The sequence below is a fragment of the Rathayibacter sp. AY1C6 genome (assembly GCF_002931535.1).
GTDB lineage: Bacteria > Actinomycetota > Actinomycetes > Actinomycetales > Microbacteriaceae > Rathayibacter.
Genome location: NZ_PSWC01000008.1, coordinates 102907 through 118803 on the forward strand (window position 1 = coordinate 102907; position 15897 = coordinate 118803).

A 15897-nucleotide genomic window follows, 5' to 3' on the forward strand; every position below is an offset into this window, starting at 1 on the left:
GAATGAACGCGGCCGCGCTCGCGGCCGACGTGCGAGAGAAGGACCCATGACCGGACGCACCCGTCGCCCCCTCACCACCGCCCTCGCGACCGTCGCCGCGGCCGGAGCCGTCGCCGCGGCCTGGGGCATCGGCGTCGAGCGGACGCTGTTCACAGTCCGGCGCACGTCGTTCCCGGTGCTGCCCGCCGGTTCCGAGCCGATCCGCGTCCTGCACGTGTCGGACCTGCACATGGCCCCGTGGCAGACGAAGAAGCAGGAGTGGATCCGCTCGCTCCTCGCCCTGGCGCCCGACGTCGTGGTCGACACCGGCGACAACCTCGGCCACCGCGACGGCGTGCTCGGCATCCGCCGGGCCCTGGAGCCCTTCGCCGGGATCCCCGGCGCCTTCGTCAACGGATCCAACGACTACTTCGGCCCTCGGATCAAGAACCCGCTCCGCTACTTCGTCGGCCCCTCCAAGAACCCCAAGCAGCACGAGGCCGATCTCGACACCGACGGGCTGACCGGCTTCTTCTCGGACGGGCTCGGGTGGGTGGACCTCAACAACCGCGCCGAGAGCATCACGGTGAAGGGGACGCGCATCGAGTTCTTCGGCGTCGACGACCCGCACATCGGCCTCGACCGCATCGACCTCGTCGCCGGAGCCGTGGACGAGCTGCGCGGCGCGGAGGACGGACCGGCCGGGGTCAGCATCGGCGTGGCGCACGCGCCCTACCAGCGCATCCTCGACGACTTCGTCGCCCGCGGCGCCGAGGTGATCCTCGCCGGGCACACGCACGGCGGGCAGGTCTGCGTCCCGGGCTTCGGCGCCCTCGTCACCAACTGCGACATCCCGCGCGACAAGGTCGCCGGCTCGACGACGTGGGACAACGGACTGCGCAGCTCGTACCTCAACGTGTCCGCCGGAGTCGGCACCTCGATCTACGCACCGGTGCGCTTCGCCTGCCGGCCCGAGGTGACCCTCGTCACGCTCACTCCGGCGGCCTGACGAGGGGTGTCCGACGGCGGTCCGGAAATCGGCTACTATTGTCGAGGCTCGTGAGCGGTTCTCCGTGATGAGCACACCGGGGTGTGGCGCAGCTTGGTAGCGCGCCTCGTTCGGGACGAGGAGGTCGTGGGTTCGAATCCCGCTACCCCGACCGGTGAGAAGCCCGGCCAGGATCGATGATCCGGCCGGGCTTCGTCGTTCCCGGGGCGTTCTCGGAATTCTGCTGTGGCGGGGCTCGCCCGCAGGCGGATGCTCGCCCGGGCCGGAGCCCGGTCGACGACGGAGTCGGCGCGATCACCGCCCCGCGCTCTCCGGCTCGAGCACCCCTGTCGGCGTCCCGAGCGTCCTGCGCACGGGCGTGCCTCCAGACCACTCCCCCGCGCCTCCCGGCCCGATCCCAGCAGCCGGGAGCGAGACTGTTCTTCCGCCGTCGTCGCCGCCCCCGCCCGACGACCGACGAGAGGAGCACCGTGACCCGGTCGCTCACCCGCCTCACCCTCGCCATCGGCGTGCCCTACGTGGTCGCGCTCGCAGCGATCGCCTTCTGGCCGACGCCCGTCGATGCGGGAGTGCGGGGGGATCTCGGCCGAGTGACCTCCTGGTTCGCCCGGCACGGCCTCCCGATGGTCGACTACGCGTTCATCGAGTCGACTGCCAACATCGCCCTGTTCGTGCCCCTGGGGCTGCTCCTGGCCCTCAACCTGCGGCTCCGGAGGGCGTGGGTCGCCGTCGCCGTCGGCGCCGTCGTGAGCTCGCTCATCGAGGCGGGCCAGCTGCTCTTCCTCTCGGCGCGCTTCGCCACCGTCGACGACGTCGTGATGAACACCTCCGGCGCCCTCCTCGGCGCGGTCGCCGGCGTCCTGCTCCGGATGGTCGTCCGCGCACGACGACGCCGGAGGGCGGCGGAGTGGGACGACGCCTTCGCGCACATCCCCCTCCGCGGCACCTCCGGCGTCGTGGCGGATCAGCCGAGCCGCGTCCGCTGAGACGACGGCTCTGCCGCGTCAGCGGCCGAGGCCGCGGTACTCCCAGCCGGCCGCACGCCAGGCGGCGGGGTCGAGGCAGTTGCGACCGTCGACGAGGAAGGTGTTGGCCACCTTCGCCGCCGTGGCCGCGGGGTCGAGGGCGCGGAACTGCTTCCACTCCGTCACGACGACCACGGCGTCGGCGCCGGCCAGCGCCTCGTCGACGTCGGTCGTGTAGGTGATCTCGGGGTAGCGGCGGCGCGAGTTCTCGATCGCCTCGGGGTCGGTCGCGACCACGGTCGCACCGAGGTCGTGCAGGCGAGCGGCGACGTCGAGCGACGGCGAGTCGCGGATGTCGTCCGACTCCGGCTTGAACGCCAGACCGAGCACCGCGATGCGGCGGCCCTCGACGGAGCCGCCCAGGCCCTCGGTGACGAGGTCGACGACGCGCTGACGGCGACGCAGGTTGATCGCGTCGACCTCTTTGAGGAAGGCGACGGACTCGCCGACGCCGAGCTCGTCGGCGCGGGCCGAGAAGGCGCGGATGTCCTTCGGGAGGCAGCCGCCTCCGAAGCCGATGCCCGCGTTCAGGAAGCGGCGGCCGATCCGCACGTCGTAGCCGATCGCGTCGGCGAGCTGCGTGACGTCCGCGCCGGTGACCTCCGCGATCTCGGCGATCGCGTTGATGAACGAGATCTTGGTCGCGAGGAAGGCGTTGGCCGAGACCTTCACCAGCTCGGCGGTGGCGTAGTCGGTGACCACGAGCGGGGTCTCGGCCGCGAGCGCCGTTGCGTAGACCTCGTCGAGGGTCGCCTTCGCCGCTGCTCCGGCCTCGCCTGCGGGCACGCCGTAGACGAGGCGGTCGGGGCTGATCGTGTCCTTCACGGCGAAGCCCTCGCGGAGGAACTCGGGGTTCCAGGCGAGGGTCGCACCGGAGGAGGCGATGCGGTCGGCCAGGCGGGCGGCGGTGCCGACGGGGACGGTCGACTTGCCGACGACGAGGGAGTCCGCCTCGAGGTAGGGCAGGAGACCGTCGATCGCCGAGTCGACGTAGGTCATGTCCGCGGCGTTCTCGCCCGGCTTCTGCGGGGTGCCGACGGCGACGAAGTGCACGGCCGCACCGGCGGCGTCGGCCATGTCGATCGAGAAGCGCAGGCGCCCGGAGGCGACGCCGGAGGACAGCAGCTCTGGGAGGCCGGGCTCGAAGAACGGCGCGGTGCCGGCGGCCAGGGCGTCGATCTTCTTCTGGTCGACGTCGATGCCGATGACGTCGTGGCCGAGCTCGGCCATGGCGGCAGCGTGGACGGCACCGAGGTAGCCGCAGCCGATGACAGAAAGCTTCACAGGGGTTCTCCGAATCGTGGCGGGTTCGTGTCGCGGTCGCGACGGTGAGGAGGAGCGATGCGATGCGGCGACGCGTCAGCGCGCCCGCGGACGCGCGACTACCGCCGCGCCAATGCTCTCAGATCACGGGAGACGTCGGCGACAGCCGCCGCGATCTGCGCCGCCACGCGCTCGTGCACGGCCTCGCTGCGGCCGATCGGGTCCTCGATGTCGTCGCCGCCCTCGCCCTGCGGGGCGCGCCCGCGGTGGGCGGCGGCGAGCCGCACGACGGCGCGGAGCCGCGCGGCGGGGTCCTCGACCGTCGGCAGCGGCACCTCCCGCAGCACGAACGGCAGCACGCGGGCGAACTCGAGCAGCGTGAAGCCGCGGAGGAGGAGCGACGGGAAGCGCCGGGAGGCGTCGACCAGGTGGTCGCGCGTCATCGTGAGCAGGAGGTCGGCGTCGCCGACGATCGCGTCGCCGAGCACCGCGCTCGTGTGCGCGGCCGGGTCTCCCCCGTGCTGAGCCGAGAAGCGGGCCGAGACCGGGTCCATCGGCAGCCCGTCGCGCGTCCTCACTCCGGCGCTCGTGAACGCGAAGAGCGGACCTCCCGCGGGTGATGTCGCGTCGGCGAGTGCGGCGCGCAGCAGCTGCTCCGCCATCGGCGACCGGCAGATGTTGCCGGTGCAGACCGAGAGCACGGTGAAGACGGGGGCGGCGGAGGCGGCAACCGGTTCGTCCGGTCGCCAGCTCCGGCGGGCGGGGCGGGCGGAGTCGTCTCCCGGGAAGATCATCGCGGGGCGCTCAGGCCGAGGTCGACGCGGGCTCGGGCTCGACGGCCGTGTCCGGGCGGGCACCCGATCGCTCGGAGCCGTAGTAGCTCGTGTAGTAGTAGCCGTAGCCCCGGCCGACCTGGCCGCGCGCGGGCACGCGGTTGAGGATCACGCCGAGGGTGTGGCCGCTGACCCGCTCGAGGTTCTGGATCGCCTTGCCCAGCTCGTCGGTCGTCGTCCTGCCCGCGGAGATGACCACGAGCGCGCCGTCGGTGCGGGCGGTGAGGATGGCGCCGTCCGTGACGGGCAGGAGCGGCGGCGCATCGACGATCACGATGGCCTCGCGGGCGATCTCGTGCAGGAGGATGTCCATGCCGTTGGAGCCGAGCAGCTCGGACGGGTTCGGCGGGATCGACCCGGCTCCGAGCACCCAGAGGTTGCCGGACGGGCCCCACGGCTGCAGGACGTCCTGCAGCTCCGCCTTGCCGATCAGCAGGTCGGTCAGGCCGACGCCGGGCACGAGGCCGAACGACTTGGCGACCGTCGGCTTGCGGAGGTCGCCGTCGACGACGACGGTGCGCTGGCCGGAGGCGGCGAGCGTCACCGCGAGGTTCGCGGTCACCGTCGACTTGCCGTCCGAGGGCAGCGGGCTCGTCACGACGATGATGCGCGGCGGGCTGTCGATGTTCATGAACTGCAGGTTCGTGCGGAGCTCGCGCAGCGCCTCGGCGAGTGCGTGCTTGCCGTCGGCCTTGATGTAGTCGGTCGTGTCGGCCTCGGGGACGATGCGGTTGGTCTCGCTGAGGCGCTTGTCGACGGGGAGGGTGCCGACCACGGGGAGGTCGAACAGGCGCTCGACCATCTCGGCGGTGCGGATGCGCCGGTCCAGCGTGTTGCGGACGAACGCGTAGACGAGACCGAGGACGAGGCCCGCGAGCGCGCCGACCGCGAGGACGAGGCGCAGGTTCGGGAACGCCGGCGAGGACGGGAGCGCCGCGGTCTGCAGGACGGTGAGGGAGACCGTGTCGCCGACGCCCGTCTCCTGGTTGACCTGCTGCACCTTGGTGGCGATGGCCGCGACCCAGGCGTCGGCGAGCTTCTGCGCGCCCTCGGGGGTGGAGGCGGTGGCGCTGACCTTCATCACCGGGGCGACCGTGTCGGCCTGCACCGCGATCGCCGAGATCAGCGTGGCGGGCGAGACGTCGAGGCCGAGGCTGTCGATCGCGATCTGCGCCACGTCGCGCGAGGTGGCGATCGGGACGTACGTGGCGAGGCTCGACTTGGCGACGGACTGCGCGATCTGCTGCGTGTAGATCGCCTGGCTGTCGTCGGCACCGGTGGTGGCGACGGAGACGAGGCCCTGTGAGTCGGCGACGTACCGCGGCTTCTGCGTCAGCGACCAGCCGAAGGCGACGAGAGTGCCGAGGAGGATCGCCGCGACGATCGGGATCCAGTGGTCGCGCAGCAGCCGGAGGACGTCTCGAAGTTCCACAGAGTCAGATTTCCTTCGCTGGTACGGATCACGCGGCGGGCGCCGGAGACGGGTTCTTCCGAATTCTGACACAGCGCTTCCGCGCCCTCGGCGCCAGGCGCGTCAACCGTGCCACCCGTCGGGGGTGGGCTCCGGCGGAGTCCCTCTCGTGATCACTCCGAGGCCCTCGAGCTCGACGACCGCCGACTCGACGACCGCCGCCGCATCGACGTCGGCGGGCGGCGGGCCCGCCTCCTCGAGCACTGCGGCGACGAGACCGGGCAGATCGGATCCCCGGCCGGCGTGCCGCCAGATCGTCGGGCCGATGCCGGAGAGGCGCACGAGGGTGCCGCCGCAGAACACGAGCAGCTCGCCGCCGGGGAGCTCCACCGCGTCGTCCGCAGGGGCGCGCAGGACGGTGCCGGGCAGGGCCTCGCCCACGGCGTCGAGCGGCACGGAGACCACCTCGGACCAGGCGGACGGGGCCTCGGCGCCGAGGGACGCGAAGACCTCCTCGACCAGGTGCACCACGCTCGCGGCCTCGGAGTAGACCAGTCGCCGGACGCCGCCCAGCGCCGAGAGGGTGCGGACGAGATCGGCGATCGGCCGCGGTCGGGCCGAGAGGTACGAGGTCTGCGGCACCAGATCCTCGATCGCGTCGACCGGGTCGACGTGCTCGAGGAAGGGCGTCCCGACGCCGTCGCGGCGCTCGAGCAGGAGGACGCCCGCCAGCCGCAGGGGCGCCTCCGGGACCGGTCGGAGGGCGAGCGACCCGGGGGCCAGCTGCGCCTTCGGCGCCGATCCGGTCAGCGGCTTCACCGACAGCGGCTTGGGATAGGGCAGGACGCGCCCCTCCGGGGTCACGCCGACCGTCTCGTCGGTGACGTAGCCGAAGCGGGACCCGAGCGTCCGGGCGATGGTGGTCTTGCCGGTCCCGGAGGCGGCGACGAAGGCCAGCACGCGGCCGGACTCGTCGGAGATCCCGCAGGCGTGGAGCATCAGCAGGTCGGCGCGCCGGGCGCCGATCGCCTCGAGGGTCAGGGTCGAGGTCAGGGACTCCTCGAGCTGCGCGAGCGTGGCGCTCGAGACCCGGGGCGAGCCGTCGACCGGGACGGAGGGATCGTGCCCCACCTCGGCGAGGACGTCGCGTGCTCCCGCGTCGGGCTCGGACGCGCACGCGGCCCAGCTGTCGGCGATCCGCGCCGCGTCCTCGTCGCCGACGCCGCGTCCGAAGACCACGCGGAACGGGGTCTCGAGGACCGAGACGGACAGGGTGCGGGGCTCGGCGCCCCTCCCCCCGGCGATCAGTACGCCCCGTCGCGGGCGAGGACGGCGCGCGCGGTCTTGAAGAGGATGACGATGTCGCCGGTCATCGACCAGTTCTCGACGTAGTACAGGTCGAGGCGGACGGTGTCCTCCCACGAGAGGTTCGAGCGTCCGCTGACCTGCCAGAGCCCGGTGATGCCCGGCTTCATCAGGAAGCGGCGGTGCACGTGCTCCTCGTACTGCTCGACCTCGCGGGCCAGCGGCGGGCGGGGGCCGATCAGGGACATGTCGCCGCGGAAGACGTTCAGGAACTGGGGCAGCTCGTCGAGGCTGAAGCGCCGGAGGATCGCACCCACCCGGGTGACGCGCGGGTCCTTCGCCATCTTGAAGAGGATCGAGTTCCCCTCTGCACGCTGCTGCGACGCGAGAGCCGCCAGTCGCGCCTCCGCGTCGACGACCATAGAGCGGAACTTCAGCATCTCGAAGGTCGCGCCGTTCAGGCCGATGCGCTCCTGCCGGAAGAGCACGGGCCCGGGGCTGGTGACCTTGACCAGCACGGCGACGACGACGAGCACCGGCGCGCTGAGGATGATCAGCATGGTCGACGCCAGGATGTCGAAGAGGCGCTTGGCGAACCGCTGGCGGCCGTCGAAGCGCGGGGTCTCGACGTGGATCAGCGGAAGGCCCGCGACGGGGCGGGTGTGGATGCGCGGACCGCCGATGTCGGTGAGGCTCGGCGCCACGACGAGGTGCTCGCGCCCGGGCTCGAGCGTCCAGCTCAGCTCGCGGATCCGCTGCGGCGCCAGCTCGTCGGAGCTCGTGACGACCACCGTGTCGGCACCGGTGGCGTCCATCACGGCGCGGACGCCGTCGATCCCGGTGAACCCGTGGACCGCGAGGCCCGAGAGCTCCTGCTCGCTCCGCAGCGCGTCCGCACCGCCGACCGAGGTCGAGACGGCGCCGACGAGCTTGTAGCCGGCCTCGGTGCCGCGGCGCAGCTCGCGCGCGGTGTGCAGGACGCTCGCGCGGGAGCCGAGGAGCACGACCTGGCTCGAGAAGCGGCCCGCCCGGCGCTGCCGGGTGAGCCAGGAGCGCCAGACCAGGCGGCCGACGCAGATCAGCACGATCCCGGCGGGGAACGCCGTGATGATGTAGCCGCGCGCGAGCAGGATCTGGAGCAGGTAGGCGATGATCGCGACGATGCCGAAGAGCCAGATGGAGGCGTCGACGACGCGGCGGTACTCGACGTAGCCGGTGCCGACGATCCGGCGGTCGCGCGTGTCGAAGACCTGGAGGGCGAGGAGCCAGCCGACCGACAGGGCGACGGACACCCAGGTGTAGCTGACCGCGATGTCGGCGGGGTTCTTGAACCCCAGATCCGAGTTCAGGTTCAGGTCGAACCAGAAGAGCTGCGTGCCGAAGACGGAGAGGACGATCGCGACGACGTCCGTGATGAGCAGCCGTCGCCGGTAGTCCTGCTCCCACGACGGCCGACGCCTCAGCGGTGCCCCTTGCGCCGTCATCGTTTCCCCCGACCTTTCCTGCTGCTTCGAAAGGCGTAATTCCGTTTCCGGTGTTGTCACGTCGTCAGGCTACCCACTTCCTCGTTTCGGAGGGGTGTCGCACCGGTGAGGAACGCTCGACCGGTCAGCCGCGGAGCCGGCCGCGGCTCTCCTGGAGGTAGCACGCGCCGCACAGCGACTCGTAGGTGACCGCCGTTCCGTCGATCGCGACCTGATCGCCGTCGAAGACGAAGCGGCCGTCCACGACGCGCCCGTTGAAGATCGCTTTGCGCCCGCACCGGCAGATCGTCTTCAGCTCCTCGAGGCTGTGGGCGATCTCCAGGAGTCGCCTGCTGCCCGGGAACGCGGCGGTGCGGAAGTCCGTGCGGATGCCGTACGCCAGGACGGGCACGTTCTCGAGGATGGCGATCCGGAGCAGATCGTCGACGTGCGACTCCGGCAGGAACTGCGCCTCGTCGACGAGCAGAGCACTCACGTCGCGCTTCGACTCGGCCAGCACGCGGGCCCGGGCGGCGGTGAAGACGGCCACCGGGTCCCCGTCGGGCTCGAACAGGATGTCCACCGGACGGGTCACGCCGAGCCGCGACACAATCAGCTCCTCGCCCTTCGTGTCGACGGCCGGCTTGGCCAGCAGCACCCGGTGCCCGCGCTCCTCGTAGTTGTGCGCGGCCTGCAGGAGCGACGTGCTCTTCCCGCTGTTCATCGCTCCGTAGCGGAAGTACAGCTTGGCCATCAGGTCTCCTCGGGGCGGGTCCGGAGGCGGGGCCCCCGGGGTGAGCAGGGGCCGGTCACGGGAGGAACCCGTCCTCGCCGGCGCGGCGGATCAGGTCGGCCCGGCGGCTCGCGGGCCTGCCGACGGCGACGTACTTGCGGCGCACGCGCTGCAGGTAGGTCTTCGCTGTCTCGAACTGCACGTTCATCTTGGCGGCGACCTCGGGGGTGCTCGATCCGGATGCGTAGAGGCGCAGCGCCTCCAGCTCGCCGGTGCTGAGCCGCGGGCGCTGCTGCGCCGCGACTCCGGACGGCAGGGGCCGCCACTGCGCGGACGAGATGTCGGCCGAGCGCATCTCGAGAGCGGCGCGGGTCTGCTCCATCACCTCGGCGAGCGAGCGCGACTTCGCCAGGTGCCGCACGGCTCCGGCCTTCAGGGCGCGCTCGCGGACCTCGTCGTCCTCGCTCGCGGAGAGCGCCACGACCGCGGCTCCCGCCGCCCGGCAGGTCCGGATCCGCGCCTCGATCGAGATCGGCTCGCGCAGCTCGACGTCCATCACGACCACCTGGGTGGGGAAGACATCGCTCGTCACCAGGTCGTGCCAGGTGGAGGCGGCCACGACGACCTCGAAGTCCAGGGCGTGGGTGCGGATCCACGCGCTCGTCGCCGCGAGCAGGTCCTCGCGCGGGTCGAGCAGGCCGAGCCGGACCGCACGGGGTGCCGCGTCGCGGGCACTCCGGGCGGAGGAGCCCGAGGGCTCACCGGAGCGGGTGACCATGCGGACGATCCTAGCCGCGGCCGGGCCCGCCCCCGGCTCAGAACAGCGTCGGCTGCCCGACGCCGGGCAGGATCGCGGCGCGCTCCGGCCCGAGCTCCCCGACCAGCAGCCCGTCGTGCTGGAGGGAGCGCCGCTCGCCGCCGAGGGTCCGCAGCGTCCCCAGCGAATTCAGGGCGGAGGACTTGACGGAGCCGGTGGCCGGGTCCTCCTCGCCGCGCTCGAGCCCGTGCGCGCGCATCAGCGGGCGGATGCGCGCGGAGAGCCAGCGCCGGTACTCGAGAGGCGCGTAGGCGTCGCGGCCCGGGTAGAGCGCTCGGTACTTGTCGACCAGCTCGGGGTGCTCCTGCCCGAGCCACTGCAGGAACCACTCCTTCACCCCGGGCTTGAGGTAGAGGGTCGAGTACATGATCGTGCTGGCGCCCGCCTCGCGGCAGGCCCGGAGCGACTCGTCGAGGTGCGCCCGTGTGTCGGTGAGGAACGGCAGGATCGGCATGAGGAACACCGAGCAGTCGAAGCCGGCCTCCCGTGCCGCGGTCACCGTCGCCAGCCTGGCCGCCGCGGTCGGCGCACCCGGCTCGACGGAGCGCTGGAGGCCCTCGTCGTAGACGGCGATCGAGACTCCGAGGTCGACCGGGACGTGCTCGGCGGCCTCGCGGAGCAGCGGCAGGTCTCGCCGCAGCAGCGAGCCCTTCGTAAGGATCGAGATCGGGGTGCCCGAGGCGGCGAGCGCGGCGATGATGCCCGGCATCAGCCGGTAGCGGCCCTCGGCGCGCTGGTACGGATCGGTGTTGGTGCCGAGTGCCACGGGGTGCCGCTCCCAGCTCGGCTTCGCGAGCTCCCGGGTGAGGACCTCGGCGACGTTCACCTTCACGACGATCTGCGAGTCGAAGTCGCGGCCGCCGTCGAACTCGAGGTACTCGTGCGTGGGCCGGGCGAAGCAGTAGGTGCAGGCGTGGGTGCAGCCGCGCATCGGGTTGATGCTCCAGCCGAACGGCATCTTCGAGGAGGTGTGCACGCGGTTGAGCGCCGACTTCGCGAGCACCTCGTAGAAGGTGATGCCCTCGAACTCCGGTGTGCGCACAGTCCGCACCAGGTCGGTGAGCTTGACGAGCCCGGGCAGCGCGGCCTCGTCGGCCGTGCCGATCGACTGCCCGCTCCACCTCATGAAGCCATTAGAACATACGTTCGAACGGGTCGCACCCGATCAGACCGAGGCGGACAGCTCCAGCGTCTCGGCGGTCGCGGTGACCGTCTGCTCGGCCTTCTCGGGCGCGTCGTTGAGCGTCGAGCCGTAGCTCGGCACCAGTGCGCGGATCCGCGGCTCCCAGGCCTTCATCCGGTCGGGGAAGCACTTCTGCACGATGTCGAGCATGATCGGCACGGCGGTCGAGGCTCCGGGCGAGGCGCCGAGCAGGCCGGCGATCGTGCCGTCCCCTCCGGTGATGACCTCGGTGCCGAACTGCAGCACGCCGCCCTTCTTCTCGTCCTTCTTCATCACCTGGACGCGCTGGCCGGCGGTGATCAGGTACCAGTCCTCGTCGCGGGCGGTGGGCAGGAACTCGCGCAGGGCCTTCATCTTCTTGCCACGGCCGGCGAGCACCTCGCCGATCAGGTACTTCATCAGGTCGAGGTTGTCGCGGGCGACCGCGAGCATCGGGCCGATGTTGTGCGGCCGGATCGACAGGGGCAGGTCGAGCCACGAGCCCCGCTTCAGGAACTTGGGCGTGAAGCCCGCGTAGGGGCCGAAGAGGAGGGACGACTCGCCGTCGACGACGCGCGCATCGAGGTGCGGCACCGACATCGGGGGCGCGCCGACCGCGGCCTTGCCGTAGACCTTCGCCTTGTGCCGGGCGACCAGCTCGGGGTTGTCGGTGCGGAGGAACTGCCCCGAGATCGGGAAGCCTCCGAAGCCCTTGATCTCGGGGATGCCCGACTTCTGCAGGAGGTGCAGCGCACCGCCGCCGGCGCCGACGAAGACGAAGCGGGCGGTCACCGACTGGGGCGTGCCTCCGACGACCTGCTTGAGGTCGAGGCGCCAGGTGCCGTCCTTCTGCCGGGTGATGTCGGTGACCTCGCGGCCGGTGTCGAGCGTGCCGCCATGGGCGACGACGTGGTCGAACAGCTGGTGGGTCAGCGAGCCGAAGTCGACGTCGGTGCCGGCCGGCATGCGCGTCGCCGCGTAGGGGCCGCCGCCGGCGGGACGCTGCTCCATCAGCAGGGGCGCCCACTCGTGGATGGTCTTGACGCTCTCGGTGAACTCGATGCCGGCGAACAGCGGCTGGTCCTTGAGCGCCTCGTAGCGCTTCCGGAGGTACTCGACGTTGGCCTCGCCGTGCACGAAGGTCATGTGCGGCGCCGGGTTGATGAAGCTGGAGGGCTCGCGGATGTCGCCGGACTCCACCAGGCTCGACCAGAACTGGCGCGAGATCTGGAACTGCTCGTTGATCTGGATCGCCTTGGCCGGGTCGACGGAGCCGTCGGCCGCCTCGGGCATGTAGTTCAGCTCGCAGAGGGCCGCGTGACCGGTGCCCGCGTTGTTCCACGGGTTCGACGACTCCTGCGCCACGTCGCCGAGGCGCTCGTAGGCGGCGATCGTCCAGTCGGGCTGCAGCTGGGTGATGAGGGCGCCGAGCGTGGCGCTCATGATGCCCCCACCGATGAGGGCGACGTCGACCGGTTCCGAGGAGTTCACGAGAGTCGAGTTTACGCTCGCCCGAGCACGCCGCGGCGGGGAGGGGACCCGCTCCCCCATCAAATTCGCGGCTTTTCCACCCGGAAGGGGCCAGAGCGCTCGGCGCCGGCCCCGTCCACGGAGGTCAGGACACGGGCTGCTTCGCCGCGATGAGCTCGGCGATCTGCACGGCGTTCAGGGCCGCGCCCTTGCGGAGGTTGTCGTTGCTGATGAAGAGCGCGAGGCCGCGTCCCTCCGGAGCGCCCTCGTCGGCGCGGATGCGGCCGACGAAGCTCGGGTCCTTGCCCGCGGCCTCCAGCGGAGTCGGCACCTCGCGCAGCACGACGCCGGGCGCGTCGGCCAGCAGCTCGCGAGCACGCTCGGGGCTGAGGGCGGAGGCGAACTCGGCGTTGACGGAGAGCGAGTGGCCGGTGAACACGGGGACGCGCACGCAGGTGCCCGAGACCAGCAGCTCCGGGAGCTCGAGGATGCGGCGGCTCTCGTTGCGGAGCTTCTTCTCCTCGTCGGTCTCGTTCGAGCCGTCCTCGACCAGGCTCCCCGCGAAGGGGATGACGTCGAAGGCGATCGGGGCGACGTACTTGTCCGGCGCGGGGAAGTCGACCGCCGAGCCGTCGTGCACCAGGTCGAGCAGGTGCTCGTCGGCGACGGCGGCGCGGACCTGGCCGGCCAGCTCGTTCGCTCCGGCCAGCCCGCTGCCGGACACGGCCTGGTAGGTGCTGACGATCAGGCGCGTGAGCCCCGCTTCGCGGTCGAGGACCTTGAGGATCGGCATCGCGGCCATCGTGGTGCAGTTGGGGTTGGCGATGATGCCCTTGACCGCCTGGTCGATGGCGTGGGGGTTCACCTCGCTGACGACCAGCGGGACCTCGGGGTCCATCCGCCAGGCGCTGGAGTTGTCGATCACGGTGACGCCGGCCGCGGCGAAGCGGGGCGCCTGCGCGCGCGATCCCGTGGCTCCGGCCGAGAACAGGGCGATGTCGAGCCCCGACGGATCGGCGGTCTCCACGTCCTCGACCACGACGTCCTCGCCGCGGAACGGCAGCGTCGTGCCCGCCGAGCGGGCGGTGGCGAAGAAGCGGATGGACGCGATCGGGAAGTCGCGCTCCTCGAGGAGGCGGCGCATCACCTTCCCGACCTGGCCGGTCGCGCCGACGACGCCCACGTGGAGGGGGGTGCTGCTCATGCTGTGCTCTTTCGTCCGTGCGGCGCGCGGGCCGCTCGTGGCGGGGGGATCGAGGGAGAGGGTACCGGTCGCTCCGGCCGCTCGGGAGGAACGGCCGGATCGCGAGGGTGTCCGGCCGTCAGCGGCCGGTGCCGGCGTAGACGACGGCCTCGTCCTCGGCGTCGAGCCCGAAGGCCGTGTGCACGACGCGCAGGGCCTCGTTCACGGTGTCGGCGCGGGTGACGACCGAGATGCGGATCTCGCTCGTGGAGATCATCTCGATGTTGATCCCGGCCTCGTAGAGGGAGCGGAACAGCTTCGCGGAGACGCCGGCGTTGGTGCGCATCCCGGCGCCCACGAGCGCGAGCTTGGCGATCTGGTCGTCGTACTGCAGGGACTCGAAGCCGACCTCGTCCTTCTCGGCGTTGAGAGCCATGAGGACCGTCTGGCCGTCGGCCTTGGGCAGGGTGAACGAGATGTCGGTGCGGGCGGTGGCCGCAGCCGACACGTTCTGCACGATCATGTCGATGTTGGAGCCGGTCTTGGCCACGATCGTGAAGATCTGCGCGGCCTTGCCCGGGATGTCGGGGACTCCGACGACGGTGATCTTCGCCTCGTTCAGGTCAGCGGCGACTCCGGCGATGATGGGCTCTTCCACGGCTTGTCCGTTCTGCTCGGCGCCGGCGGTCTCGGCGTTGTAGACGATGGTGCCCTCGTTGGGGCTGAAGGAGGAGCGCACGTGGAGCGTGACTCCGTGGCGGCGGGCGAACTCGACGGCGCGGATGTGCAGCACCTTCGCTCCCGCGGCGGCCAGCTCGAGCATCTCCTCGCTGGTGATGCGGTCGAGCTTGCGGGCCTTCTTGACGACCCGCGGGTCGGCGGTGAAGACGCCGTCGACGTCGGTGTAGATCTCGCAGGTGTCGGCGCCGAGTCCCGCGGCGAGCGCGACGGCGGTGGTGTCCGAGCCGCCGCGGCCGAGGGTGGTGATGTCCTTCGTGTCGCGGTTGAAGCCCTGGAAGCCCGCGACGATGACGACGGCGTTCTCGTCGAGCGCCTCGCGGAGGCGGACCGGGGTGATGTCGACGATGCGGGCGGCGCCGTGCTGCGCGTCCGTGATCATGCCGGCCTGGCTGCCGGTGAAGGAGCGGGCCTCGAAGCCCATGCTCTTGATCGCCATCGCCAGCAGCGCCATCGAGATGCGCTCGCCCGAGGAGAGCAGCATGTCGAGCTCGCGAGGGGCGGGGATGGGCGTGACCTGGTGGGCGAGCTCGAGCAGGTCGTCGGTGGTGTCGCCCATGGCCGAGACGGCGACGACCACGTCGTTGCCCGCCTGCTTGGTGGCGACGATCCGCTTCGCGACCCGCTTGATGCTCTCCGCGTCGGCGACGGAGGACCCGCCGAACTTCTGGACGATCAGGCTCACGTGCTGCTCCCGTGTCGGTGGCTGGACCGCCGTCGCGACCCGACGGGCGAGTCTACCGGTCGACCGCATGCCGGAGCGGTCATGCGACTCCGGCGGCCGCGTCAGTTCTCGACGAGCCGGCGGCCCTCGAAGGCGCGGCCGAGGGTGATCTCGTCGGCGTACTCGAGGTCTCCGCCGACGGGCAGCCCGGAGGCCAGACGGGTGATGCGGATGCCGAGGGTGCTGAGCATGCGCGAGAGGTAGGTCGCCGTCGCCTCGCCCTCGAGGTTCGGGTCGGTCGCGATGATGACCTCCTGCACCTCGCCGTCCGCGAGCCGCTGCAGCAGCTGGCGGATGCGGAGCTGATCCGGGCCGATGCCGTCGATCGGGCTGATCGCGCCGCCGAGCACGTGGTAGAGCCCGCGGAACTCGCGGGTGCGCTCGATCGCCGGGACGTCCTTCGCCTCCTCCACGACGCAGATGACGGCGCGGCTGCGGCGCGGATCGCGGCAGATCCCGCAGGTCGCCTCCTCCGCCACGTTCCCGCAGATGTCGCAGAAGTGCACACGGCCGCGCAGCTCGAGCAGGATCTCGGCGAGCCGGGTGACGTCGAACGTCTCGGTCTGCAGGATGTGGAACGCGATGCGCTGGGCGGACTTCGGGCCGATGCCGGGGAGCCGGCCGAGCTCGTCGATCAGCTCCTGGACGATGCCTTCGTACATGCGGTCGCCTCCTCTCGGGTGGGGCGTCCGGGTCCACCGGGACCTCGCCGAGGCCGAGCGCGGAGCACAGCTCGGCCCACCAGCCGGCGAGCACCTCCTCGGTGGGGCGGGCGCCGTCGG

At 71.6% G+C, this 15897-nt stretch carries 14 protein-coding genes and 1 tRNA gene; 3 read left to right on the plus strand and 12 right to left on the minus strand.

From position 1 onward, the window contains the following. Positions 1-46: 46 nt before the first annotated feature. The 3 genes from C5D36_RS07305 to C5D36_RS17125 all read left to right on the plus strand — a co-directional run bounded on the left by C5D36_RS07305 (position 47) and on the right by C5D36_RS17125 (position 1974). The gene (locus C5D36_RS07305) at positions 47-988 is read left to right on the plus strand and encodes a metallophosphoesterase (protein ID WP_104222183.1); all 942 of its coding nucleotides are present in this window, start codon (positions 47-49) and stop codon (positions 986-988) included. Between the two features lie 77 nt (positions 989-1065). Next, positions 1066-1139, plus strand: a tRNA-Pro gene (locus tag C5D36_RS07310). Positions 1140-1458: 319 nt separating this feature from the next. After that, positions 1459-1974 (plus strand): VanZ family protein, encoded by a 516-nt coding sequence (locus C5D36_RS17125; RefSeq protein ID WP_244229599.1) that lies wholly within the window; start codon positions 1459-1461, stop codon positions 1972-1974. An 18-nt stretch (positions 1975-1992) separates the two neighbouring features. Here the strand turns inward: C5D36_RS17125 and C5D36_RS07320 are convergent, their stop codons facing one another. The 12 genes from C5D36_RS07320 to recR all read right to left on the minus strand — a co-directional run bounded on the left by C5D36_RS07320 (position 1993) and on the right by recR (position 15777). Beyond that, a complete protein-coding gene (locus tag C5D36_RS07320) occupies positions 1993-3297 on the minus strand; it encodes a UDP-glucose/GDP-mannose dehydrogenase family protein (protein WP_104295528.1) in 1305 nt (434 codons plus the stop codon). A 98-nt stretch (positions 3298-3395) separates the two neighbouring features. Further along, entirely contained in the window at positions 3396-4070 is a 675-nt protein-coding gene (locus C5D36_RS07325) for a low molecular weight phosphatase family protein (RefSeq protein ID WP_104295529.1), read from the minus strand. Between the two features lie 10 nt (positions 4071-4080). Further along, positions 4081-5541 carry a polysaccharide biosynthesis tyrosine autokinase gene (locus C5D36_RS07330; RefSeq protein ID WP_159939611.1) on the minus strand — a complete coding sequence of 487 codons (1461 nt, stop codon included), beginning with the start codon at positions 5539-5541 and terminating at the stop codon, positions 4081-4083. A 102-nt stretch (positions 5542-5643) separates the two neighbouring features. After that, complete coding sequence (locus C5D36_RS07335) at positions 5644-6759, minus strand: hypothetical protein (RefSeq protein WP_104295530.1); 1116 nt, start codon at positions 6757-6759, stop codon at positions 5644-5646. 65 nt (positions 6760-6824) lie between these two features. Then, the gene (locus tag C5D36_RS07340) at positions 6825-8309 is read right to left on the minus strand and encodes a sugar transferase (RefSeq protein ID WP_104222171.1); all 1485 of its coding nucleotides are present in this window, start codon (positions 8307-8309) and stop codon (positions 6825-6827) included. A 124-nt stretch (positions 8310-8433) separates the two neighbouring features. Next, complete coding sequence (locus tag C5D36_RS07345; RefSeq protein WP_104227256.1) at positions 8434-9042, minus strand: thymidine kinase; 609 nt, start codon at positions 9040-9042, stop codon at positions 8434-8436. Positions 9043-9097: 55 nt separating this feature from the next. Next, positions 9098-9799: a response regulator transcription factor gene (locus C5D36_RS07350; RefSeq protein WP_104295531.1), complete on the minus strand. Its 702-nt coding sequence runs from the start codon at positions 9797-9799 to the stop codon at positions 9098-9100. Between the two features lie 37 nt (positions 9800-9836). Beyond that, positions 9837-10964, minus strand: a complete 1128-nt coding sequence (locus tag C5D36_RS07355) for an Rv2578c family radical SAM protein (RefSeq protein ID WP_104222165.1) — start codon at positions 10962-10964, stop codon at positions 9837-9839. 39 nt (positions 10965-11003) lie between these two features. Continuing rightward, complete coding sequence (locus C5D36_RS07360; RefSeq protein ID WP_104295532.1) at positions 11004-12551, minus strand: malate:quinone oxidoreductase; 1548 nt, start codon at positions 12549-12551, stop codon at positions 11004-11006. A 64-nt stretch (positions 12552-12615) separates the two neighbouring features. Beyond that, positions 12616-13674, minus strand: a complete 1059-nt coding sequence (locus C5D36_RS07365; protein WP_104227259.1) for an aspartate-semialdehyde dehydrogenase — start codon at positions 13672-13674, stop codon at positions 12616-12618. Between the two features lie 118 nt (positions 13675-13792). Further along, on the minus strand, positions 13793-15076 hold the full coding sequence (locus tag C5D36_RS07370) for an aspartate kinase (protein WP_104222160.1): 1284 nt from the start codon (positions 15074-15076) through the stop codon (positions 13793-13795). A 101-nt stretch (positions 15077-15177) separates the two neighbouring features. Further along, on the minus strand, positions 15178-15777 hold the full coding sequence (gene recR, locus C5D36_RS07375) for a recombination mediator RecR (protein ID WP_104222157.1): 600 nt from the start codon (positions 15775-15777) through the stop codon (positions 15178-15180). Positions 15778-15897: the final 120 nt, after the last annotated feature.